The organism is Brevibacterium picturae, from assembly GCF_900105045.1.
Taxonomy (GTDB): Bacteria; Actinomycetota; Actinomycetes; order Actinomycetales; family Brevibacteriaceae; genus Brevibacterium; species Brevibacterium picturae.
On sequence record NZ_LT629739.1, the window covers coordinates 1,615,030 to 1,637,694 of the forward strand.

At 64.3% G+C, this 22,665-nt stretch carries 16 protein-coding genes; 7 read left to right on the top strand and 9 right to left on the bottom strand.

Annotated elements, in window-relative coordinates:
• Positions 1–28 precede the first annotated feature (28 nt).
• The 5 genes from BLT92_RS07595 (at position 29) to BLT92_RS07615 (ending at position 6,463) form a co-directional block, all read left to right on the top strand.
• Entirely contained in the window at positions 29–1,513 is a 1,485-nt protein-coding gene (locus BLT92_RS07595) for a CitMHS family transporter (RefSeq protein ID WP_092104540.1), read from the top strand.
• Positions 1,501–2,955, top strand: a complete 1,455-nt coding sequence (locus BLT92_RS07600; RefSeq protein ID WP_231939082.1) for an acyclic terpene utilization AtuA family protein — start codon at positions 1,501–1,503, stop codon at positions 2,953–2,955. The genes BLT92_RS07595 and BLT92_RS07600 overlap by 13 nt, the downstream gene beginning before the upstream one ends.
• Entirely contained in the window at positions 2,952–3,251 is a 300-nt protein-coding gene (locus BLT92_RS07605; protein ID WP_092104544.1) for an AtuA-related protein, read from the top strand. Before BLT92_RS07600 ends, BLT92_RS07605 begins: the two co-directional genes overlap by 4 nt.
• 39 nt (positions 3,252–3,290) lie before the next feature.
• Positions 3,291–4,529 (top strand): glycosyltransferase, encoded by a 1,239-nt coding sequence (locus BLT92_RS07610; RefSeq protein WP_092104546.1) that lies wholly within the window; start codon positions 3,291–3,293, stop codon positions 4,527–4,529.
• A gap of 239 nt (positions 4,530–4,768) precedes the next feature.
• The gene (locus tag BLT92_RS07615; RefSeq protein WP_092108957.1) at positions 4,769–6,463 is read left to right on the top strand and encodes a BCCT family transporter; all 1,695 of its coding nucleotides are present in this window, start codon (positions 4,769–4,771) and stop codon (positions 6,461–6,463) included.
• A gap of 43 nt (positions 6,464–6,506) precedes the next feature.
• On the opposite strand, the gene BLT92_RS07620 is transcribed toward BLT92_RS07615, so the two are convergent.
• The 7 genes from BLT92_RS07620 to hutU form a co-directional block, all read right to left on the bottom strand.
• A complete protein-coding gene (locus tag BLT92_RS07620; protein ID WP_092104548.1) occupies positions 6,507–7,256 on the bottom strand; it encodes an IclR family transcriptional regulator in 750 nt (249 codons plus the stop codon).
• 3 nt (positions 7,257–7,259) lie between these two features.
• Positions 7,260–8,627: a formimidoylglutamate deiminase gene (locus tag BLT92_RS07625; RefSeq protein WP_092104550.1), complete on the bottom strand. Its 1,368-nt coding sequence runs from the start codon at positions 8,625–8,627 to the stop codon at positions 7,260–7,262.
• Positions 8,624–9,844: an allantoate amidohydrolase gene (locus BLT92_RS07630; protein WP_092104552.1), complete on the bottom strand. Its 1,221-nt coding sequence runs from the start codon at positions 9,842–9,844 to the stop codon at positions 8,624–8,626. The genes BLT92_RS07625 and BLT92_RS07630 overlap by 4 nt, the downstream gene beginning before the upstream one ends.
• A gap of 1 nt (position 9,845) precedes the next feature.
• Complete coding sequence (gene hutH / locus BLT92_RS07635; protein ID WP_092104554.1) at positions 9,846–11,561, bottom strand: histidine ammonia-lyase; 1,716 nt, start codon at positions 11,559–11,561, stop codon at positions 9,846–9,848.
• A gap of 89 nt (positions 11,562–11,650) precedes the next feature.
• Positions 11,651–12,931 carry an imidazolonepropionase gene (gene hutI / locus BLT92_RS07640; protein ID WP_092108960.1) on the bottom strand — a complete coding sequence of 427 codons (1,281 nt, stop codon included), beginning with the start codon at positions 12,929–12,931 and terminating at the stop codon, positions 11,651–11,653.
• Positions 12,932–13,168: 237 nt separating this feature from the next.
• Positions 13,169–14,671, bottom strand: a complete 1,503-nt coding sequence (locus tag BLT92_RS07645) for a class I adenylate-forming enzyme family protein (RefSeq protein WP_092104557.1) — start codon at positions 14,669–14,671, stop codon at positions 13,169–13,171.
• Between the two features lie 223 nt (positions 14,672–14,894).
• Positions 14,895–16,616: a urocanate hydratase gene (gene hutU, locus BLT92_RS07650; RefSeq protein ID WP_092104559.1), complete on the bottom strand. Its 1,722-nt coding sequence runs from the start codon at positions 16,614–16,616 to the stop codon at positions 14,895–14,897.
• Between the two features lie 315 nt (positions 16,617–16,931).
• Here hutU and BLT92_RS07655 point away from each other — a divergent pair, with 315 nt between their 5' ends.
• Both BLT92_RS07655 and BLT92_RS07660 read left to right on the top strand, forming a co-directional pair.
• Positions 16,932–18,293 (top strand): GntP family permease, encoded by a 1,362-nt coding sequence (locus tag BLT92_RS07655; protein WP_092104561.1) that lies wholly within the window; start codon positions 16,932–16,934, stop codon positions 18,291–18,293.
• Between the two features lie 196 nt (positions 18,294–18,489).
• Complete coding sequence (locus tag BLT92_RS07660; RefSeq protein ID WP_092104563.1) at positions 18,490–19,527, top strand: LysR substrate-binding domain-containing protein; 1,038 nt, start codon at positions 18,490–18,492, stop codon at positions 19,525–19,527.
• A 148-nt stretch (positions 19,528–19,675) separates the two neighbouring features.
• Here the strand turns inward: BLT92_RS07660 and BLT92_RS07665 are convergent, their stop codons facing one another.
• Entirely contained in the window at positions 19,676–20,584 is a 909-nt protein-coding gene (locus BLT92_RS07665; protein ID WP_092104565.1) for a hypothetical protein, read from the bottom strand.
• Between the two features lie 270 nt (positions 20,585–20,854).
• On the bottom strand, positions 20,855–22,411 hold the full coding sequence (locus tag BLT92_RS07670; RefSeq protein WP_092104567.1) for a Na+/H+ antiporter NhaC family protein: 1,557 nt from the start codon (positions 22,409–22,411) through the stop codon (positions 20,855–20,857).
• Between the last annotated feature and the right edge of the window lie 254 nt (positions 22,412–22,665).

Sequence of the window (22,665 nt, forward strand, 5' to 3'; positions counted from 1 at the left end):
AAGTCGATATCTGAGAAAGGAATCAAAGGTGCTTTCACTCATTGGATACGTGTCCATGCTGGTGATCCTCGCTCTGCTGCTCATGCAGAAGGTTTCACCCATCGTCGCGCTGGCCGGAGTCCCGATCGTCGCGGCTCTCGTTGCGGGCAACTCACCATCCGAAGTCAGCGAGTTCGCGCTGGCTGGCATCACCAGTGTCGCCAGCGTCGTCGTGATGTTCGTGTTCGCGATCGTATTCTTCGGCATACTCCGCCACGTCGGGTTCTTCGACCCTCTCATCGACAGGATCGTCCGGCTCGGCGGATCATCTCCGAAGGCCGTCGCCGTGGCCACGACCCTTCTGGCAAGCGTGGCCCACCTTGACGGTGCCGGCGCGACGACCTTCCTCATCACCATTCCGGCCATGCTGCCGATCTACCAGCGCCTGGGCATGAGCCGCCTGATTCTCACGGCATGCGTGGGCCTCGGCGCCGGTGCCATGAACCTGCTCCCCTGGGGCGGGCCGACCGCCCGTGCCGCGGCAACCGTGGGCGTCGAAGCGAACGAAGTGTGGACACCGCTCATCCCCGCGCAGATCGTGGGCGTCGTCGCCGCGCTGGGTGTCGCCTGGTTCCTCGGCACCCGAGAGGCCCGCCGCATCGCCAGGGGCAAGCCCTCCGAATTCGCCGAGGCGGTCCACGGCCACGGCAGTGACCACACCGCGTACACTTCGGGCACCGACGACGGGAGTCCACGGACCGCCTCGGCGATGGTGGACTCCAAACACCAGGGCACCGCCGTCACCGGCGCCAGCGACGTCGGGACCGTCGGTGACGACGACGCCACCGGTGACGGCTCTGCCGCCGGTGACGACGCCGACGGCTCTGTCGTCGAGAAGGATTTCCGCAACGTACCGCTGTGGGTCAACGGGCTGATCCTGCTCGCAACGCTAGCCGTGCTGATGTGGGGCATCGTCTCCCCGGCCATCGCCTTCCTCGTCGCGACGATCATCGCACTCATCATCAACTTTCGCGGCCTGGAGAACCAGTCGCGGCAGTTCGACATCAGTGCGAAGTCGGCCATGCTCATGGCCAGCACGCTCCTGGCCGCCGGCGTCCTCCTCGGCGTCCTCGACGAGAGCGGGATGATCGAGTCGATGGCCGATTCCGCGGTCCGGGTCCTGCCGGCGGGGATCATGCCGATCCTACCCATCGTCGTCGCGATCCTCGGCGTGCCCATGAGCCTCTTCTTCGGCCCCGACGCCTACTACTTCGGCGTCCTCCCCGTCCTATCCGCCGTCGGTGCGAACTACGGCATCGATCCTGTGGTGCTCGCTCAGGCCTCGATCATCGGACAAGAGACCCTCGGATTTCCCATCAGCCCTCTGACCGGGTCGTTCTATCTGCTCGTCGGATTGGCAAACGTGCCGATCGGAAAGCACATCCTCGGTCTGTTCGGCTGGGCCTGGTTGGTCAGTATCATCGTCCTCGCCGCCGCAATCGTGATCGGAGTGATTCCCCTGTGGGTAGCCTGAAACTGTCCAGTCCGTCCGAGCTCTCATCGTCGCCCAAACCCGCGGACCATGTGCGGCTGGGTGCCGGTGCCGGATTCGCCGGTGATCGTTTCGATCCCGCGATCGCCCTGGCTGAGCACGGTCAGCTCGATTTCCTCGTCTTCGAGCTCCTGGGAGAGAGGACCGTGGCCGCGGCTCAACGGCGCGAGCGAGACGCCGCGGATACGGGCTTCGACCCGACTCTTGTCGACCGGATCGTCTCCGTCGCCGCCCACTGTGCCGCCAACGGCACCCGCATCGTGACCAATGGCGGTGCCGCCAATCCCAAGGCCGCCGCACATGCCGTCGCCGAGGCGATCCGTGCCCTTGACGTCGACATGCCCGTCGCGTACGTCGCCGGTGATGACGTCCTCGGCATCGTCGAGAGTCAGGATCCGCTCACCTGGGAAACAGGACAGTCGGCATCCGCCGCCGACGGTGAGCTGATTTCGGCCAATGCGTATCTGGGCGCTCAGCCCATCCGACGCGCGCTGGACTCCGGTGCACACATAGTCATCACCGGTCGAGTCGCGGACCCCTCGCTCTACGTCGGCGCTATGGCGCACCACTTCGACTGGGATCACAGCGATGCCGATCTCATCGGCCGTGCCACGGTCACCGGCCACCTGCTCGAATGCGCCGGACAGGTGACGGGCGGGTACTTCGCCGACCCGGTGACGAAACCCGTCGCGGGTCTGGCCGAGCTCGGGTTCCCCTTCGCCGATGTCGACGCCGATGCGCAGGCAGTCCTGAGCAAACTCAACGGCCCCGGAGGCGAGGTGTCCGTTCGCACCTGCACCGAGCAGCTCCTCTATGAGGTCGCCATACCCAGCGCCTACATCACGCCCGATGTCACCGCTGACTTCTCCCGCGTGAGTTTCGAACAGGTGGAGGCCGACCGTGTGCGTGTGACCGGCGGGACCGGTGTGGCACGGCCCTCTGATCTCAAGGTCACGCTCGGATATGACTCGGGGTGGCAGGGCGAAGGACAGATCACCTACAGCGGTCTGCGCTCGAAGGAGCGTGCCGAGCTGGCGGCATCGATCGTCCTCGAACGCCTTGAGGTGCTCTACGGCCTCGACCCGGACTCGGTGTTCGTCGAATACATCGGAATGGCCGCGGCCTTCCGTGGTCTCGTCAAGGTCGACAATCCCGCCGAGGTGCGTCTGCGGATCGTCGCAAGCGCAGCGACCCGCCAGGATGCTGCGATCATCGGCGATGAGGTCGAGGCGCTGTACACGAATGGGCCGGCCGGTGGCGGCGGTGCTCGGAAGTCAGTACACAGCGTCGTCTCGGTCAAGTCGTGCAGCGTCGACCGGTCGATCATCGAGGAGTCGGTGGGCGTCGAGTTCGCCAGCGTCCACCACCCGGACGACAGCTCAGCCGAGTACCCATCGGCGCGGCGGAGGGGAGCATCCGAATGACCACCATCGACGAACTCGCATCGGTGCGCACCGGAGACAAGGGCGATACCCTCATCCTCGGTGTCATCGCCCACGACCAGGCCGCTTACGACCTCCTCGACCAGGAACTCAGCATTGATCGCGTCGCGGACCACTTCGGGCTCGACCTGCAGGCTGTCCGCCGCAGTGACCTGCCGACTCTGAAATCCTTCAGCTTCGTGCTCTCCGGGCTGCTCGGCGGCGGGGTCACGGGTTCGCCTAATCTGGATGGTCACGGCAAGACCATGAGCTACCACCTGCTCACGCTCGAAATCTGAGGCGTTTACCTGCGCCGTTCGACGACCTACGCTGTGAGTATGAGGGCGCTGATACTGACGTTCGGCACCAAAGGTGACGTCGAACCGTACATCGCCTTGGCATCGGCGCTGAAGTCCGCTGGACATGAAGTCACCGTCGCCACCGCAGCAGGCTTCGAGGACGACGTGCGCTCACTGGGTCTTGATTTCGTCCCCAGCAATTCGCTCATGCTCGAAGTCATGCAGGACGCACTGCCGACGATGGCCAGTGCTGCAGACCTGCAGAGGGCGGCGAAGGCGATGACCGCGAGCATCCGGGTGAGTTTCGACGATCAGCTCCGAGCCGTGCGCGGGACCAACCCCGACATCGTCGTCTACCATCCGAAATGCCTCGGCGCACCGCACCTGGCTGAGCGCCTCGGAGTTCCGGCGGTGCTGTCACTTCCTCTTCCGTTCTACACACCGACCTCGTCCTATCCGATTCCGTTCGTTCCACGGGACCTGGGGCCGCGGCTGAACCGGTGGAGCTATGCCCTGAATCGTGCCGAGTCGCTCATGTACGGCGGCATGGTCAACGACTTTCGGCACAAGCTCGGTCTCCCGGCACTGTCACGGTGGGCGAATCCTCTGGTCAAACCCGACGGCAGACCCGTGGACGTCCTCTACCCGTATTCGCGGCATGTCGTTCCCGTACCACCCGACTATCCGTCGACGGCTCATGTCACCGGGTATTGGTTCACCGGACGCGGGACCACATGGGAGCCGCCACACGAGCTCAGAGACTTCCTGGCCGCCGGAGAAGCTCCCGTGTACATCGGGTTCGGATCCATGGGCTTCGTCAAGGGATCTGACCAACGTGGGGCGGCAATCGCCTCGGCGCTCAAATCGACCGGTGCCCGGGCAATCATCGCCACAGGGTGGGGAAGCATCGCCGCCGAGAGCACCGACGATGTTCTCGTCATCGACGGAGCGCCTCATGACTGGCTGTTTCCCCGCGTGTCCGCAGTCGTCCACCACGGTGGGGCAGGCACAACAGGAATCGGGCTGGCCACTGGTTGTCCCAGTCTGATCTGCCCGTTCCTCGGCGATCAGTTCTTCTGGGCCAACCGAGTCCACGAGCTCGGTGCCGGACCGAGGTCGCTGCCCCGAGCCCAGATCACGGCAAGCGCTCTGGCCGAACGGATCACGGATCTTGTGGAAACGGAGTCCTACCGCAGCAATTCTGCGCGCCTGGCGCGGGCGATCTCAGCCGAGAATGGGGCTGATCGGGCAGTCGAGATTCTCGAACGGCTGGCGTGAGCTTCCCGCCTGCTCACGGGCAAGACATGAGCCGGTGCATCGGGCGAGATACCTCACACTCTTCGCCAAGGCCCCAAAGCGAGGCGGCCTTTTCCGACGAAAGCGCATACACTCGTCACCTACAAGGCTCCACGAACACCTCAGTTCGCGGAGCCTGTTTCTTGCCTTTCCCCACCCCCACCGCCCCCTGACGAATGCTCATGCCCGCCGCCGAGGCTGTCCTGAGTTTGGAGACCACGATGACGATGCTGGACAACCACGTACCTGAACCGGAGCCTGACCCCGGGGCTGAAGCCGACTCGGAGCCTGACTCCGATCCCGAGCCTGATCCCAGTGCGGATCCGGAGCCTGAACCCGACTCTGTGAAGACTGCAACGAAGCAGACAGGCGAATCTGAAGAAACAGCGCGCCGCAGCCCGGTCGGCAGCGTCTTCTTCTGGGCGGTGGCCTTCGTCATCGCCTTCGTCATCTGGGCCACAGTCTCCCCCGACAGCCTCGGCGACATCATGACCACAGCGATGACCGCCGTGTCGTCGAGCTTCGGGTGGATATACCTCGTGGTGCCCTTCGCTGCGATCGTCATGCTCGTGTGGTTCGCCGCGAGTCGGTTCGGACGGATCCGGCTCGGGTCAGCGGACTCGCTGCCGGAGTACAGCACGGTGGCGTGGCTGTCGATGATCCTCGCCGCAGTGATGGGGATCGGACTCGTCAGCTACGGCGTCGCCGAACCGATGTCGCACTTCATGGTTCCTCCACACGGCCTGGCCGAGCCGGAGACCATGGATGCCGCGATCCGGGCCATGCAGTTCTCCTACCTCGACTGGGGCTTCCAGGCCTGGGCCATCTTCGGAGTCTTCGGTCTGGCGATCGGCTATTCGACGCACAGGAAGGGACGACCGGCTCTGGTCTCCACGATGCTGAGGCCGGTACTCGGTCGGCTCGTCGATGGCTGGGTCGGCAAGTTCATCGACATCCTCACCATCATCGCCACGCTCTTCGGAACGACCACGTCGCTGGGCCTCGGCGCCTCTCAGATCGGTGAGGGGCTCAACACGATCTTCGGCATCGACGCGACGATCGTCCTCCAGATCGTGGTCGTCGCCGTGCTCACACTTCTCTTCACCGGTTCCGCATTCACCGGTGTCAGTCGGGGCATCAGGTACATCTCGCAGATCACTCTGACCATGGCGACTCTGCTCGGACTCTTCGTCTTCATCACCGGCCCCAGCGGCTTTGTGGCGAATCTGTTCGTGCGCTCGGTCGGCTCCTTCGCTGGAGACTTCCTCGAGGTGAGCTTCATGACGCCCTCGAGCGCCGCGGACAGCGAATGGATGCTCTCCTGGACCTATTTCATGATGGCCTGGTGGCTGTCATGGAGCGCCTTCGTCGGAATCTTCCTGGCCAAGATCTCGAAGGGTCGCACGATCCGCCAGTTCGTCGCCGGCGTCCTCCTCGTCCCCAGCGCCGTGTTCTTCGTCTGGTTCACGATCATGGGCGGGTCCGCGATCAAGCTCGACATGGAAGGGGCGAAGATCGGAGAGGCGACTGCCGAAAACCTCGATACTGCCTTCTTCAGCCTGCTCGATCAGCTTCCGCTGACGCTTCTGACCTCGATCTTCACCATCATCATGGTGATTCTGTTCTTCGTCTCCTCGGCCGACTCGAACACCTTCGTCCTCAGTTCCCTGTCCTCAGGGGGATCGTTCGAACCGCGCCGGCCGGTCATCGCCACCTGGGGCTTCCTCACCGGGGCCTGCGCCATCGTACTGCTCCTCGTCGGCGGGCTGCAGGCGCTTCAGCAGGCGGCGATGCTCTCTGCGGTGCCGTTCTCCATCATCGTCGTCATCCTCGGCGTCGCGTTGATCAAGGAGCTGCGCAGTGACCATCAGATCGTCGAGGAAGTCGCCCGCAAGAGGCACGTTCTGGGAATCTGAGCACGCTGAGTGAGCGGTCCGCTCGATCGTTCTGCTTAAGAGGTCACCGTAGCTTCGCGGTCACCTCGGCGGCGGCCGCAAGGACCTTGTCCGCGAGTCCTGCGGTTTCGGTGTCCTCGGTCATCGCCTCGCTGGCCAGTGAGAGTCCGATCGCAGCGACCGGACGGGAGAGGACATCGTAGACAGGAGCCGCGATCGTTGAGATCCCGGGGGTGACCTCGCCGTGCTGGATCGCCCAGCCGATCCGCCGGTCCTGCGCCAGGATCGCGTTGAGTGCCTTGACCGTGGTCGGACCCCGCCCGGTTCGGGTGACGAATCCGGACTCGGACTGGAGCATCGCCAGCACCTCTGACTTGGGCAGATTCGCCAGGATCGCCCGACCGGTCGCGGTCAGGTAGCTGGGCATGCGCACGCCGGTGGCGGTAATGACCGCGACCGATTTCAGGGACTGCTCCTTGAGCACGTACTCGGTCTCCCAGCCGCGGATGACGGCCAGCTGTGTTGTCGCCGCAGTGTCGTCGGCCAACTGCCGCACGATGGGCTGGGCCAAGCGCTGCAGGGGGTTCGTGCGCAGGTAGGAGCTTCCCAATTCGTGAACGCCGGCGCCCAGGGCGTAACCGGATTCGGTGCGCACGACGAGCCCCAGCTCCTCGAGCACAGTAAGCAGTTCGTAGGCACTCGAGCGAGGGATCTCCAACGTCCGCACCAGCGCACCGGCGGTGATCGGACGATTCGATGAGGCCAGATGCCGCAGAATCGCGATCGAACGCCGCAGTGCCGGAACCTCAGCCACGGTTCAGTCCTCCATCCCGAGGGCCGCGAACGCAGCCCGGTACAGCTCCGAAATCGGCCCCAATTCGGTGTGCACGCCGTCGCGGACGCGCACCTGAGCCCCGCTGACGGTCATGGACACATCCGCCGAGGTGGCCGAGAGGATGATCTGCTCCCCCGCGGACCCGTACGTGCGCATGCTGTCGGTGGCCACCGCGATGAAGTCACATGCTTTGCCGACTGCCAGTTCGCCGACCGGCAGGTCGAGGCTGCGTGCCCCGCCTTCGGTAAGTGACGTGATGAGTTCGGCCGGTGAGAATCGTCCCCGTTGGCCCGACCGCAGGCGTTCCCCGGCTTCCATGCTCTGGATCTCGCGCAGTGCGTCGAGGACGACGTGTTGGTCGGAGCCGATCGAGATCGTGGCGCCGGCATCGGCGAGTTCGCGGGCCGGGCCGATGCCGTCGGCCAGGTCGGCTTCCGTGCACGGGCACATGACGATGCTGGCTTCGGCCCCGCCCAGGGTCGCGATGTCGTCCTCGCTGAGGTGGGTGGCGTGGACAGCGGAGAGGTTCGAAGCGACGACTCCGGATCGCGCGAGAACCTGCGTCGGTGTCGTGCCGTAGGCAGCCTGGCTGGCCTCGTTTTCCGCCGGCTGTTCCGACAGATGCACGTGGACGGGTCCGTCGAGGTCGGCAAACCTGGGCAGGTTCGCCGCCGGGACCGCGCGGATCGAGTGAATCGCCGATCCCACATGAACAAAGCTCTCACCAGGAGCACCGACAGGGAACTCAGTGGCGAAGGCCTCGGACAAGGCCTCGTGGCGGTCCATGTAGCCGTCGATGGTTCCATCACCGAAGCGGGCCTGTTCGGCAGACAGATCGGTGTCGATGCCACCGGTGAGGTAGCAGGTGTCGAGGAGTCGGATGCGCATCCCCGCCGAGGCGGCCGCCCGTGCCAGCGCCCGTTCCATCGCGTGTGCGCGAGTGGAATCGTCCCCACCGTACGGTGTCCCGTCGGGTGCGTGGTGGACGTAGTGGAACTCCCCCACCGAGGTGTAGCCGCCGGCGAGCATCTCCGCGAAGACCGCACGAGCCACGGTCTCGTAGTTCTCGGGGCTCAGCTTCGCGGCCACGGAGTACATGACTTCGCGCCACGTCCAGAAGGTCCCGCCGTCGCCGTGGGTGCGGCCACGCAGGATGCGGTGGAAGGCGTGGGAGTGGGCGTTGACTCCACCGGGCAGGGTGAACCCGGGGACCACCTCGGCGATGGTGGGCGGGGTGTCGATTCCGGTCTCGACCGAGGTCAGGGTGCCCGTGTCATCGGCGGTGAGCAGGACACCGGTGGCAACCAGACCGTCGACCCAGGCGGTCTCGCACCAGAAGCGCGTGCTCATGATGCCACCTCGAGTTCCCCTTCGAGGACTTTCACCAGCGCGGAGACTCCGGCGCGCTGGTCATCGTCCTCGCAGGCCTCTTCGGGTGCGTGGGAGACGCCGGTCGGGTTGCGAACGTAGAGCATTGCGGAGGGCACGTGTGGGGCGAGAATTCCCGCGTCGTGTCCGGCACCCGAGGGCAGCAGCGGCGCGTCCGGCAGCACGGAGGTCAGCCGTGAGTTGAGTTCGGCGGTGAAATAAGTCGTCGGCGAGTAGGACTCCTGGGAGATGCTCACCTCGACGCCGGCGCCCTCGGCATGCTCACGGGCGCGTTGTGAGATCGCTTCCAGAACCTGTTTCACAACCGCATCATCGGCGTGACGGATGTCGACCCAGAAGCTCATGCCCGAGGCGATGACGTTCGTCCCGCCCGGGTGGATGAGGGTCCGGCCGACCGTGGCCACGGCACTCGCGTCAGTGGCGGCCGCTAGGGTCGGAATATCGCCGATCACGCGGGAGGCCGCGACGACAGGATCGGCGCGGTGGCTCATCGGGGTGGTGCCGGCGTGGTTGCCCTGACCGGAGAACGCGAAGTGCCAGCGGCCGTGGCCGATGATCGACGAGCCGATCGCCACCGCCTGGTCGGTGTTGATGAGTCCGATGCCCTGCTCGACGTGGAGTTCGATGAAGGATCCGACCTTCTCCAGCCGGGCTTTGTCGGTGCCGATGCGGTTCGGGTCGAGCCCGTATCCGCGGGCAACGTCGGCGAAGGTGTCACCATTGGCGTCGGTGAGACCCAGTGCGCGGTCGGCCTCGATGGCGCCGGTGATGAGGCGCGATCCGAGGCAGGCGACGCCGAAGCGTGAGCCTTCTTCCTCGGGGAAGACGGCGAGCGCCAGGGGACGCTTCGCTCGCTCCAGGGCTCCGGATGTCTTGAGTTCGTCGAAGGCCGCCAGCGCCGAGGCGACGCCGAGGGGGCCGTCAAACGCTCCGCCACCGGGGACGGAGTCCAGGTGGGAGCCGGTGACGACGGCGTTGTCACCGGGCGCGGTCGCCCACGCCCAGGTGATGCCGTTGTCGTCGACTTCGGTGTCGAGGCCACGCCGGGCCGCCTCGGCGAGGAACCAGTCACGGAGTTCGCGTTCGGTGTTCGAGAACCCTGCCCGCTGGTATCCGGGACCACGAGTGTCACGGCCGGTGTCCTCGATCTGGGCCAGGAGGGAGACGACGTCGCTCATCTCAGTTCGCCTCGCCCTGGCCCGCGCTGTTCTGGCCGGTGCCGTCGGGGTGGGTCGTTGCCGCGTCCGTGCCGGAGGCTTCTGCGGCTGCGTCGAGGTTGCCCAAAGCGGTGAACTTGGGGTCGTTGACCGCTGGTGACCCGCCCTCGGGCAGCCAGGTGCCGGCAGCCTCGGTGACGGTGTGCTGCAGCGGTGTGACCGACTCGGCCGCGGCCACGAGGGAGCCGTCCTTGACCTTGGCGATCGTCTCGGCCAGCTCCGGGGACAGGAACCGGTCGGGGCCGGGGCCGGGCACGGTTTCGCGGATCGCGGAGATCACGGCGCCGGTGACAGGGGCCGGTGCTGCTTCGCGCATATCGCAGGCCCGGGAGGCGGCGTAGAACTCGATGCCGACGACGCTGGCGAGATTGTCGACGACCTTGCGCAGCTTGCGGGCAGCCGACCAGCCCATGGACACGTGGTCCTCCTGCATGGCCGAGGACGGGATCGAGTCGACCGAAGCGGGGCTGGCGTTGCGCTTGGCCTCGGAGACCATTGCGGCCTGGGTGTAGTGAGCGATCATCAGGCCCGAGTCGACGCCGGCGTCGTCAGCGAGGAACGGGGTGAGGTTCTGGTTACGGGTGACGTCCATCATCCGGTCGGTGCGGCGCTCGGACATCGAGGCGACATCGGCGGCAACGATGGCGAGGAAGTCCAGGGCGTGGGCCAGGGGCGCGCCATGGAAGTTTCCGTTGGAGGAGACCATGCCGTTGGTGAGCACGACGGGATTGTCGATGGCCGCACGCAGTTCGCGTTCGGCGACCTGGGTGGCAAACCCGACTGCGTCGCGGGCGGCACCATTGACCTGTGGGGCGCAGCGCATCGAGTAGGCGTCCTGGACGAGGTGGGTCGAATCGCGGTGGCTGGCGGTGATGCCGGATTCCTTCAGCGAGGTCAGCATGTTCGCGGCGGCGGCGGACTGGCCGTCGTGGGGGCGCAGCGCGTAGTGGAGTTCGGGTGCGAAGACGGCATCGGTGCCGAAGAGCCCTTCGATGCTCATGGCCGCGGAGACGTCGACGGCGGTGAGCAGGTTCTCCAGGTCGGAAAGGGCCATGATGAGCATGCCCAGCATTCCGTCGGTACCGTTGACCAGCGCAAGACCTTCCTTCTCGGCCAGGGTCACGGGGGTGATTCCGGCCGCGGCCAGCACTTCGTCGGCCGGTCCGGCGACCCCGTCGGGTCCGGTGGCCACACCTTCGCCCATGACGACGAGGGCGCAAGCAGAGAGTGGGGCGAGGTCGCCCGAGCAGCCCAGGGAACCGTATTCGTGGACGACCGGGGTGATACCGGCGTTGAGGAGGTCGACGTAGGTCTGGAGCACCTCGGCGCGCACACCCGCACGGCCGGTGGCCAGGGTGCGGGCACGCAGGAGCATGAGTGCGCGCACGACCTCACGCTCGACGGGGTCGCCGACGCCGGCGGCGTGGGAGCGGATGAGTGACTTCTGCAACTGGGTGCGCAGTTCGGCGGGGATGTGGCGCTGGGCCAGTGCCCCGAACCCGGTGGAGACGCCGTAGACGGGCTTCTCCGCCGAGGCGAGTGCGTCGATGGCTTCGCGGTACTTGTTCACCCGTGCAAGGGTGGTCTCGCTCAGGGCGACTTTCGCGTCATGGCGGGCGACGTCGACGACCTGGGCGAATGTGAGGGTATCGGGATCGAGATCGATGGAGACTGGCATCTGGGACCTTTCGGTTGAGCGAGTTATACGTTCGTGTGGTGTCATCAGACGGTGACGACGTGGGTGGGCCGGGGTCGGCCCGCGGTGGTTCAGACCTGCGGTCTGTTGTCGGCGACGAGTTCGCCACCGCGGTACACGCGTTCGACGAGCTGGACGCCGGGCCGGTAGGCGAGGTGGCGGTAACTGGGGGCGTCGAGGATGACGAGGTCGGCGCGGGCGCCCGCGCCGAGGTGGCCGACGTCGCTGCGCTGCAGAGCGTTGGCTCCACCAGCGGTGACGGCCCAGACGGCCTGCTCGACCGTGAAGTGCATGTCGCGCACGCCGATCGCGATGGCGAAGGGAACACTGTTGGAGAATCCCGACCCCGGGTTGCAGTCGGTGGCGATCGCCAGGCTGACGCCGGCGTCGACGTAGCGGCGGGCGTCCGGGTAGGGCTGGCGGGTGGAGAATTCGATGCTCGGCAGCAGTGTGACGACAGTTCCCGCCTCGGCGAGTGCCGCGAGGTCGGAGTCCGAGGCGAAGGTTGCGTGGTCGACGGAGACGCAGCCGAGTTCGGCGCCGAGCTTGAGAGCTCCCCCGTCGGTGAGCTGATTAGCGTGTAGGCGCGGTTTCATGCCCGCTGACTTGCCCGCTTCGATGATGCGGCGGGTCTGCTCCTCGGTGAAGGCGCCTTTCTCGCAGAACACGTCGATCCACTTCGCCTGTCCGGTCGCGGCCGGAATGATCTCGTCGATGACGAGGTCGACGTAGGCTTCCGGGTTCTCCTTGTATTCGGGCGGGACGACGTGGGCGGCGATGAGAGTGGATTCCTCGGTGTGCCGGTTGGTGATTCGCAGCGCCCGCAGCTCATCCTCAAGGGTGAGCCCATAGCCGGACTTGATCTCGAAGGTCGTCGTGCCCTGCCGGGTCGCCTGGCTGGTCAGGTGGACGAGGTTGGCCTCGAGCTCCTCGTCACTGGCAGCGCGGGTGGCGGCGACGGTGGTCTGGATACCGCCGGCCGAGTACTTCTCCCCGGCCATCCGCGCAGCGAACTCCGCCGAGCGATCGCCGGCGAAGATGAGGTGGTTGTGACTGTCGACGAACCCGGGAATGACGGACTTGCCGCCCAGATCGATCGTTTCGAATTCCACTCCCCCGCTCGCCGAGGTGAGGGTGCCGTTGGCGATGTCATCGTCGCTGAAGCCCTCGGCAGGTGTGGAATCGCGATCGCCGAGGTGGTCCTGGAGTTCGGTGTCTGCCTGAGCAGACGGCCCCGACCACAGAATCCGGCCATCGTCGATGAGCACAGCGGCGTCCTCGATGACGTTCAGGTCGCCGAGTGTGTCGAGGTCGTTGACGACGAGTTCGCTGATCCCGGTGATGAGCTGCAAGGGAGGGTCCTTCACGGTCGAGAGTGATTCCTTCTCAGTATGGACTCCGTGAGCTCACCGCTGAACCGTCTTCGGTGAAATTCGTCCGATATTTCGGACAGTTCGTGATGGCCGACTCACTGCCCGCAGCCGTGTCACGGCAGAGCCGCATGAAGCTACATCGAAGTTATACAGCCCTGTTTGCAAGTGCGGCTCTACAACTTCGATCGATCCCTTTCGCGGGTGGACCTCACGCCCTCACGTCTCGCGCAGGTCTCCCTTGAAAATCTTGCCGACCGAGTTCTTCGGCAGACTGGCGACGATGTGGATCTCGCCCGGAACCTTGTACCGGGCCAGACGCGCCTCGAGGAGTTCGTGCAGCTCCTCGACGGTGGTCGCGGCGCCTTCTCGCAACGCCACGTGCGCCACAGGCACTTCGCCGTATTTGTCGTCGGGGCTGGCGACGACTGCCGCCTCGGTGACCTGCGGATGGCTGAAGAGTACGTCTTCGATCTCCTTGGGGTAGATGTTCTCTCCGCCGCGGATGATCATGTCCTTGAATCGATCGACGAGGGTGAGGAATCCGTCCTCATCGAGATAGCCGACGTCACCGGTGTGCAGCCAGCCGTCCTTGAGGGTTTCGGCGGTCGCTTCGGGACGGCCGAGGTAGCCCTGCATGATCGTCTTTCCGGCGACAACGGCCTCTCCGGCTTCCCCGGTTCCCAGCAGCTGGCCGCCCGGGTCCATTGTCGCCACGCGCAGCCCGGGCAGCGCGGTGCCCACTGTGCCGGGGCGACGGGTGCCGTCGGTGCGGTTGAGTGTTGCGGCCACCGAGCATTCCGAGAGGCCATAGTCTTCGAGCATGGTGACGTCGAACCTGGTCTCGAAGCGGGTGATCGCATCGGGCGACATCGGGGCTGCGCTGCAGATGACGAACCGCAGGGAGGAAGTGTCAACCGCCCTTTTGGTCGTGGCCTCGAGGATCGAGTAGAACGTCGGCACGGCGGAGACGTAGGTGGGACGCTCCGCCTCGACGACCTCCCAGAAGCTCTTCGGATCGAACTTCGGAAGAACGTGGACACTGCCGCCGAGCATGAGTGGCGACACCGTGCCGGCAAGCAGGCCGTTGCAGTGGAAGAGGGGCAGCACGAGGAGGCTGCGCACGTTCTCGCCGAACTCGAGCCCGTTGAGGATGGACCACACCATGGCCGAGATGTTCGCCTGACCCAGCACGCAGCCCTTCGGCTTGCCGGTCGTGCCGGCGGTGTAGATGATGAGGGATCCGTCGTCCTCGCGGACGTCGAGATCGCCGGTCGGCTCATCTCCGCCGCGGAAGCAGTCGTCGCCGACGGAGAGGAAGCCGATCCCACGGCCGTCAGCGATCGCCTCGGCGCGGGGGTCGCCGACGAGAAGCGCAACGCCGGAGTCCTCGACCTGGAAGTTCACCTCGTCGTCAGTGAGTGCCGGGTTGATCGGGGTCAGCGCGGCACCGAGCGACCAGGTGGCGAACATCGTGGTGATGACCTCGGGGACGTTGCGCAGCAGCACTCCGACGACCGAGCCGCGGCCGATCTTATGCTGCGTGCTCATAATGCGCGCGGTCGTGGCCACCGCCGAGGCGAACTCTAAGTTGTCGAAGCGACCTTCGGGCCAGCTCAGGCAGGGCCCGTGCGGATTGGACTGGGCGCGGTTGAAGGGGAGTCCGACCAGTTCGTCGACGGGGAAGGTGAAGTCGTCGGTCGGGGCGTCGGAAATCGTCATGACTCAATAGTCACTAAGCGGGTGATGCCGCACGCTCAGGCTGCTGAATGCACTGCCCGCCGACAGGACTGGACAACTGCCAGAAGGGGATCGATCGAAGTTTCAGGGCCCCTCTTTGAAGCTGAGCTATGAAACTTCGATCGATCCCCTTCCCCTGCGCGCAGCCGACTCACGCGCATACGAGCCAACGCGGTGCGGCCAACCCGCCGCAGCGCCCCGCGCACTACTGCGCGGCGGACTCCTCGTCGCGCTTGTCTAGTTCCGGGATCATCGGAACGCGCTGGCCGCGTTCGCCCGCGACCTCGGAGGCGCGGTCGTAGCCGGCGTCGACGTGGCGGATGACGCCCATGCCCGGGTCGTTCGTGAGCAGGCGGGCGAGCTTCTGGGCTGCCAGCTCGGTGCCGTCGGCCACGGAGACCTGACCGGCGTGGATGGAACGGCCGATGCCGACGCCGCCGCCGTGATGGATGGAGACCCAGGTGGCACCCGATGAGGCGTTGACCATGGCGTTGAGCAGCGGCCAGTCGGCCACGGCGTCGGTGCCATCGAGCATGGATTCGGTTTCGCGGTAGGGGCTGGCAACCGACCCGGAGTCGAGGTGGTCACGGCCGATGACGATCGGGGCCGAGATCTTGCCCTCAGCGACGAGCTGATTGAACAGCAGACCGGCCTGCTGGCGTTCCTTGTAGCCGAGCCAGCAGATGCGAGCCGGCAGACCTTCGAACTCGACGTACTCGTTGGCGGCGTCGAGCCAGGTGTGGAGGTGCTGGTTCTCTGGGAAGAGTTCCTTGAGTGCTTTGTCTGTGACTTCGATGTCCTTGGGATCGCCGGACAGTGCCACCCAGCGGAACGGTCCGAGGCCTTCGCAGAAGAGCGGGCGGATGTAGGCGGGGACGAAGCCGGGGAAGTCGAAAGCACGATCGTAGCCGGCCTTGCGAGCTTCGTCGCGGATCGAGTTGCCGTAGTCGAAGACCTCGGCGCCGCGGTCCTGGAATTCGACCATGGCACGCACATGCTTGGCCATGGACTCCTCGGCGCGGATGGTGAACTTCTCCGCGTCCTGTTCGGCCTCGTCTTGCCAGTCGTCGACGCTAACGCCGATGGGCAGGTACGACAGAGGATCGTGGGCAGAGGTCTGGTCAGTGACGATGTCGACCTCTGCAGCCTCGTCGCGATCGAGGATGAGGGGCAGGACCTCAGCAGCATTGCCGACGAGTCCGACGGACAGTGCCTGCTTGTTCTTCTTGGCCTCGATGACCTTGGCGAGTGCTGTGTCGAGATCGGTGTCGACCTCGTCGAGGTAGCGCTTGGCCTGGCGGCGATCGAGACGGGTTCTGTCGACGTCGATGATGAGGCAGGCGCCGCCGTTGAGGGTCACCGACAGAGGCTGGGCGCCGCCCATGCCGCCGCAGCCACCTGTGATGGTCAGTGTGCCGGCCAGTGTTCCGCCGTAGCGCTTCTCAGCGATGGCACCGAAGGTCTCGTAAGTGCCCTGCAGGATGCCCTGCGTGGCGATGTAGATCCAGGACCCGGCGGTCATCTGGCCGTACATCATCAGGCCCTCAGCCTCGAGCTCGCGGAAGTGCTCCCAGTTGGCCCAGTCGCCGACGAGGTTGGAGTTGGCGATGAGCACGCGCGGGGCCCATTCGTGGGTGCGCATGACACCGACCGGCTTGCCCGACTGGACCAGGAGAGTCTCGTCGTCCTCGAGGTCGTCGAGGGTCCGAACGATCGCATCGTAGGCCTCCCACGAGCGTGCTGCGCGACCGGTGCCGCCGTAGACGACGAGGTCTTCGGGGCGCTCGGCAACCTCGGGGTCGAGGTTGTTCATGAGCATGCGCTTGGGTGCCTCGGTCTGCCAGGACTTGGCGGTGATCTCGGTGCCGCGGTCGGCGCGGATCACACGTGAGGGGTCGTGCTGAGTGAAAGTCTGCTTTGTGGTCATGGGGCTCTCCTTGTCGCTGTGTCTGAGGGACCGGAATGATTCGCTTCGCCCGATCGTGGGGTCTGGGCTTCGGTCCTCTGCATTGCCATCTCTGACTACACAAACCATTCTGTCGACTAAGAGCCAAGACGGAAGTGGCCTGGATCAAGTTCTGTCCGATATTTCGGACCCTGATGATCTGGGCGACGCCGCGCACATCCTCCCTGCGATAGGTTCTGCTTATAGTGCCTTAAGGAGATCATCACTACCGCTTTGATCGTCAAAATGGTCGAATGATATGGTCAACCAGGTCCCGCTCGACGAGGAGCACACACATTGGTCATTCTGCACGCAGCCATCGCGATCCTTGCGGTCGTTCTCCTAATCATCCTGTTGAAGGTCGACCCGGTGATCTCGTTGGTCATCGGCGCACTGTATTACGGCATCGCCGCTGGCCTCGGTCTTGAGCAGACGCTGACGACCATCGTCGAAGGATTCGGCGCGATCATGGCCGAAGTCGGTCTTCTCATCGGCTTCGGGGTCTTGGTGGGAGCGCTCCTATTCAATATGGGAGCTCTGCAGAGGTTCGTCGAACTTCTGCTGAGACTGCTGGGACCGCGCAAGTTGCCCTACGCGCTGGCCACCGCTCTCACTTCCGTGTTCCCCTCCATCTATGTCGATGTGCAACTTGTCCTCGCCTCTCCCCTGGCCCGGAACGCCGCCCCCGCTCTCGGGCGCCGCGGTCTCGGCATCATGGCCGGTGCCGTCACTGCCGGCATTCTCGTCGGCTACGTCTTCGTCGTGCCCGGTCTCGGCACCATCTCGATCGCAGGACTCCTAGACATCCCGCTGGCCAACATGCTCGGCATCGGTCTGGTCGTCGGTGTGTCCACGGTGCTGATGACGGTCTTTGCTTACTCTTTCCTCGTCAATCGCGGCTTGTGGAACCCAGAGACCGATGAGGAAGCGGTTGAGCCGTCCACCTCCGACGCTGAGGCGTCCACCTCCGACGCCTCGGGCGACACAATCGTGCGCACGCGGCAGCCGCATCTGGCATTGGCTCTGAGCCCGGTCTACATTCCGCTCGTCCTCATCGCCTCCGGTGCCATCCTCAACGCATTCGGCGCCGGCACCCCTGTCACCGACTTCATCGGCGACCCCGTCTTCGCTCTGTTCCTGGGGTTGGTCATCGCTTATGTCCTGTCCCAGATCTTCATTGGTCGCGAGAAGACCAACTCCTCGATGGAGGAGGGATTTAGCACCACGGGCCAGATCCTCCTGATCACCGGTGTTGGAGGCGCCCTCGGCGAAGTCATCAGCGCGACGAACCTCGCCGACGTCCTCGGCGGACTCTTCTCCGCCAACTCCGCGGCGCCGCTCATCGTCAGCGTCCTCATCGCCTGGCTCATCGCCGCCGTCCTGCATCTGGCGATCGGCTCCATCTCGGTCGCGGCGATCGCCGCAGCAGGAATCATCGGACCGATCGTCGGTCAGCTCGACGTCTCCCCCATCATCATCGGGCTTGCGATCGGCTCCGGCGCACTCTTCGCTCTGCAGGTCAACAGCAACTTCTTCTGGATGTTCAAGACGATGATGCAGGTCACGACCAAGGGCGCGCTGAAGTCGCTGACGTTCGTCACCGCCTTGGCCTCTGTCATCTCTTTGCTGATCGTCTGCCTGCTCACACCGTTCTTCTGACGCCGGTACCACCGCCGAGGTGGGCAGCAGGAACCATCATCGTTTCCCCTGAGCAGGCCATTGCGGCACCGTCACATGCCGCGGCGACCATACCGGTGCCATTGTTCAGCGAGATAGGATTGGCTCCAGGCGACGTCTCTGCACTGCAGGGCACAATGCCGCGTGAAGCGAACGCATGAAGGGTGGATGACAGTCGATGGAAGTCCAGCAGCTGCGGTATTTCATCACTGTCATCGAGTCCGGCAGCCTTTCTCGAGCCGCGCAGTCGCTTCACATGAGCCAGCCGGCGTTGAGTCAGCAGATGCGGGCGCTGGAGCAGAGCCTGCACACAATCCTGCTCGAGCGCAGCAATCGAGGGATACGCCCCACGTCTTCGGGCCAAGCCCTGTACAAGGACGCCTTCAGACTGGTTCGTGAGTTCGATCAGCTCTCCACATCGGTCGCTGCTGCCACCGACGTTCGAGGCGTTGTCTCCGTCGGAGTGACAACAGGAGCCGCAAGCCATCTGGCCGCACCGCTGGTGAGGTGGACACTGCAGAATCACCCGGGTATCCGGCTCGAACTCTTCGAATCGATGAGCGGATACCTGCGCGAGCTCTTTGAGAACGGCCGCATGGACTTCGCCATCTCCTACGACGACTACGTCGAGGATTCAGAGACGAGTGCCGGGGGCCAGGGCATGGTCGAGGCCGGCGGCAGCACGACTGCTCGCGACGTGTCAGCCGCTGTTGCATCCTTGCTCGAAACGGGACAGGACGTCACCTGGATCCCGCTCTTCGAGGAGGAGATGTTCGCATTCGGTCCGCTGTGCTCGGCATATGCACACAACGGAATTGTGCGGCTCGAAGATATCGCGGATCTGCCGATGGTGGCTCCAGGCTTGCGCAGCAATCTGCGGAGCCTGGTGGACAGAGCTTTCCGCAGGAGAGCACTGAACCCGAGGATCGTGGCCGATCTGGAATCACTGCCGACGATGCTCGATATCGCTCGCTCCGGCTCCGCCTTCGCGATCCTGCCGCTGTCTGCGGACAAAGCAGGCACAGTTCCTCATTTCCATGTCGCCGGAGACGCCCTGAGACGCCGGGCGGTACTCAACATATCCAAGTCTCGCGCGACCTCGCCCAGTGCGCTGAAGGCCATCCTCGAAGGGTTGCTCATGGTCACTCAGGATGCCATCGAGCAAGGCGAGTCAACCGGATACATGCCTCTATCCACGGCTTTCGAACTGGACTGAACATCAGACTCTGAACCGGATCAGCAGTCGCAGCACTCGCATCCCACTACACCTTCGGAGCACTGATCACTTTCCTCGACAGCCTCGCCTCCCGCTTCCTCGAGCCCGGGGACTACAGGGCAGAGGTTGGTCTGCAGGAGAAGCCGCCTCACTGAGAGATGGCCTGAGCCCGAACGACTTCGACCGCTGGATGACTTCGCAGCACATCAGCACCCTGCAACTGATGAATCATGAGCACTGATGCCGAGGCAACGCTTGGTGAGAACAGCTGCATCGGCTGCGTCTGGTCACCGTAGTCGAGGGTCAGGGTCATCGCCTCGAGCTCGGGGAAGTACGCGACGACTCCGCTGTAGTAGAACGACAGGGTGCGCCCACCCACCGGAATGATGAAGCGCCGATCGGTGACGAAGACGTCGACATACTGAATCTCACGCCACTGTGCGGCTGCCATCTGCTGCGCCCGCGAGCGTGTGTTGACGTTGCCGATCGCCGATCCGATGAGGGCACCTGTGACGAAGAGAGGGCTGCCCATGGCAAAGACCCCTCCGGTCTGATAGCTGACGTCCATTCCGTAGTACCGTGCATATTTCGCCCGAAACTGGTCGAAGATTCGCTCGCCTTGCGCGAGATTGAGATTGAAGCTGCGGGCATGCTCCGGCTCGTCGCCGCGCAGGAATTTCTCATACCATTGTGCTGCTCGTGCACGAGCCGCCGCGCGTGCGGTCGCATCGCACCGTGGTCCTCCCTCGCGCACGATCTGCGCTTCCATCGCCCGTGCCGCGCGTTCATTGCGCTTGCGCATCTTTCGCGCATAGAGCCTGCTTGTCCGGTAGGTCTTCTGCATGCCGATGATCGTCATGATGAAGAGCACGACCGGAGCCACCACGGCACAGATCACGCAGATGACACCGATCCACATCGCCGAGGCGGTGTTTTCCGAATCCGAGTTGGTGAGCATCGCCTCGGCGATGAGTCCGAAGATCCAGATCGAGAGTGGGATGAGCAGAAGGGGCACCAGCCAGGACAGATGCCGTTCCCAGCCTGTTGCAGTGTTCATTCTGCTCTCCTTCTCGTCTCCGCCGAACAGAGCTGCCCGTCGCCCAGCCACTGCAGACGCTATCCCAGCTGCAGCGATTTTTCAGCTGAAATGACATCGCGTCTTGTCGGAGATCTTCAGCCATCGACTCATTGTTCTGATCGGCGCATCACATGAGCATGATCGCGATGAAGCACCTTCTCCACGGGGTCAAGGGGTCAGGGTCGCGGACTTCTCGCTCTTGCCGGCCGGACCGTACTCCACCGCCATGCTCGTCGTTGAGGGCCGAGGTCAGTCAACCTCGGCGGCGGTCGGGCTTTCCGCATTCACAGCACGCGACTTCCGCGCTGAGCTCACGCGCGAGATTGCAAGGTAGACGATGATCATCGCGGAGATGCTGAAGACGACGATGTACGGGCTGTCGAGGAAGCCTGCCACGACGAACGAGACTGCGACGATTGCCCCGTTGATGACCGCGTAGGGCAGCTGGGTTTTGACGTGGTCGACGAGGTCCGTTCCAGCACCGGTCGATGCGAGGATCGTAGAATCCGAGATCGGCGAACAGTGGTCTCCGAAGATTCCGCCCGAGAGGACAGCCCCGATGCAGACGATCACGGCCGCATCGAGCCCGAACGCGACAGGGATCGCCAAGGGAATCATGATGGCAAAAGTGCCCCACGAACTCCCTGTGGCAAATGACATGGCCGCCGCGCAGACGAAGACGAGAACCGGCACGAGTGCGGCGGGCACGACCCCCGACATCATCTCGACGAGGAAGTTCGCAGTCCCCATCTCTTCGAGCAGGCCCCCGAGCGTCCACGCCAAAACGAGGATCAGCACCACGCTGATCATCTTCTCCATACCTTTGACATAGGTTCCGAGGATCGCCCCGATCGGGTTGATCCTGAAGATGAGCATGAGCGCGATGAGGACGAGCGCGGCGAAGAGATAGGCCGTGCTCAGTGCGGCCCGGAATGCTTCGCCTGGCACCGGATCGGCGGGGAATCCCAGGGTCGTGAGGATCGAGAACAGAGTGATGAAGAGGACGAGCAGCGGCAGCCAGATGACGATCGGGCGGCTTTCTGTGGCCATCCCCTCAACCGTCGAGGATTCCGACTGCCGCAGGGGCTTGGAGTTGGGCCAGTGCAGCTCACCGGTGTCTCGCACACGCTGCTCGGCACGCCGCATCGCGCCGAAGTCCGTCCGTGTCAGCGCCACGACGGGGACGGCTGTCACAGCGAGAATCGCATAGAACTGGAAGGGGATCGCCTGCACGAAAACCGTGAACTCAGACGTCTGGAGACCTTCCCTGTCGAACTCTTCTCGGATGAGACCCATGATGTAGATGCCCCACCCGATGAAGGGAATGAGCACGGCCACCGGCGACGAGGTCGAATCGATGATCCAGGCCAACTTCTCGCGGGACAGCTTGAGTTTGTCGAAGATCTTCTCGAAGATCGGTCCGACGATGAGCGGCGTCCCCAAGTCGGAGAAGAAGACGATCAGTCCGCCCAACCATGCTGAGATCTGCCCCTTGCCTCGAGAGTTGATGAGACGCGCGGCCTTCGATGCCAGAGCGGCTCCGCCGCCGGAACGTTCGACGAGTGCGACGAACCCACCGATGAAGAACAGGAGGATCATGACTCCTGCGTTGTAGCTGTCGGTGATGACCGGAGCGAGATGATCAGTGACCAGGCTCATGGTGGTGGTGACCGGATTCGGCCCGATGACAATCAACAGGCCCACGAAGATCCCAGCGAACAGGGCAACGACGACGTTCCTGAAGAGCACCGCCAGCAGGATCGCCAACAGCGGCGGAATCAATGAAACGATTCCCAAATGGTCCATGCTCAGTCGCCCTCCGTGTCGTCATATTCCGATGAACTCGATGGGCTGCGGCCCGTTCGAAGTCAGCCAATACACATTATCTGTTCTCACGGCACCCTTCCTTGCCGATCGCACTGGTGAGACTCCGCCGTCTGGTTGCGATGAACCATCCGACTATCCGACTGCTCGTTTGATCGAAAAATAATGTTACTCATAGGTTCTACTATCGAGTAGGGTTGTGATGTCTGTCACCGAGAAGATGAAGTACAGAGGAA

What these genes read in the sequence shown, in the direction of transcription:
- BLT92_RS07645 (WP_092104557.1), bottom strand. Translation starts at nt 14,671, where the DNA reads ATGACGATTTCCGACGCCCCGACCGACGACTTCACCTTCCCCGTCGAC.
- BLT92_RS07610 (WP_092104546.1), top strand. Translation starts at nt 3,291, where the DNA reads ATGAGGGCGCTGATACTGACGTTCGGCACCAAAGGTGACGTCGAACCG.
- BLT92_RS07605 (WP_092104544.1), top strand. Translation starts at nt 2,952, where the DNA reads ATGACCACCATCGACGAACTCGCATCGGTGCGCACCGGAGACAAGGGC.
- BLT92_RS07670 (WP_092104567.1), bottom strand. Translation starts at nt 22,411, where the DNA reads ATGGACCATTTGGGAATCGTTTCATTGATTCCGCCGCTGTTGGCGATC.
- hutU (WP_092104559.1), bottom strand. Translation starts at nt 16,616, where the DNA reads ATGACCACAAAGCAGACTTTCACTCAGCACGACCCCTCACGTGTGATC.
- BLT92_RS07665 (WP_092104565.1), bottom strand. Translation starts at nt 20,584, where the DNA reads ATGAACACTGCAACAGGCTGGGAACGGCATCTGTCCTGGCTGGTGCCC.
- BLT92_RS07630 (WP_092104552.1), bottom strand. Translation starts at nt 9,844, where the DNA reads ATGAGCGACGTCGTCTCCCTCCTGGCCCAGATCGAGGACACCGGCCGT.
- BLT92_RS07615 (WP_092108957.1), top strand. Translation starts at nt 4,769, where the DNA reads ATGACGATGCTGGACAACCACGTACCTGAACCGGAGCCTGACCCCGGG.
- BLT92_RS07625 (WP_092104550.1), bottom strand. Translation starts at nt 8,627, where the DNA reads ATGAGCACGCGCTTCTGGTGCGAGACCGCCTGGGTCGACGGTCTGGTT.
- BLT92_RS07660 (WP_092104563.1), top strand. Translation starts at nt 18,490, where the DNA reads ATGGAAGTCCAGCAGCTGCGGTATTTCATCACTGTCATCGAGTCCGGC.
- hutH (WP_092104554.1), bottom strand. Translation starts at nt 11,561, where the DNA reads ATGCCAGTCTCCATCGATCTCGATCCCGATACCCTCACATTCGCCCAG.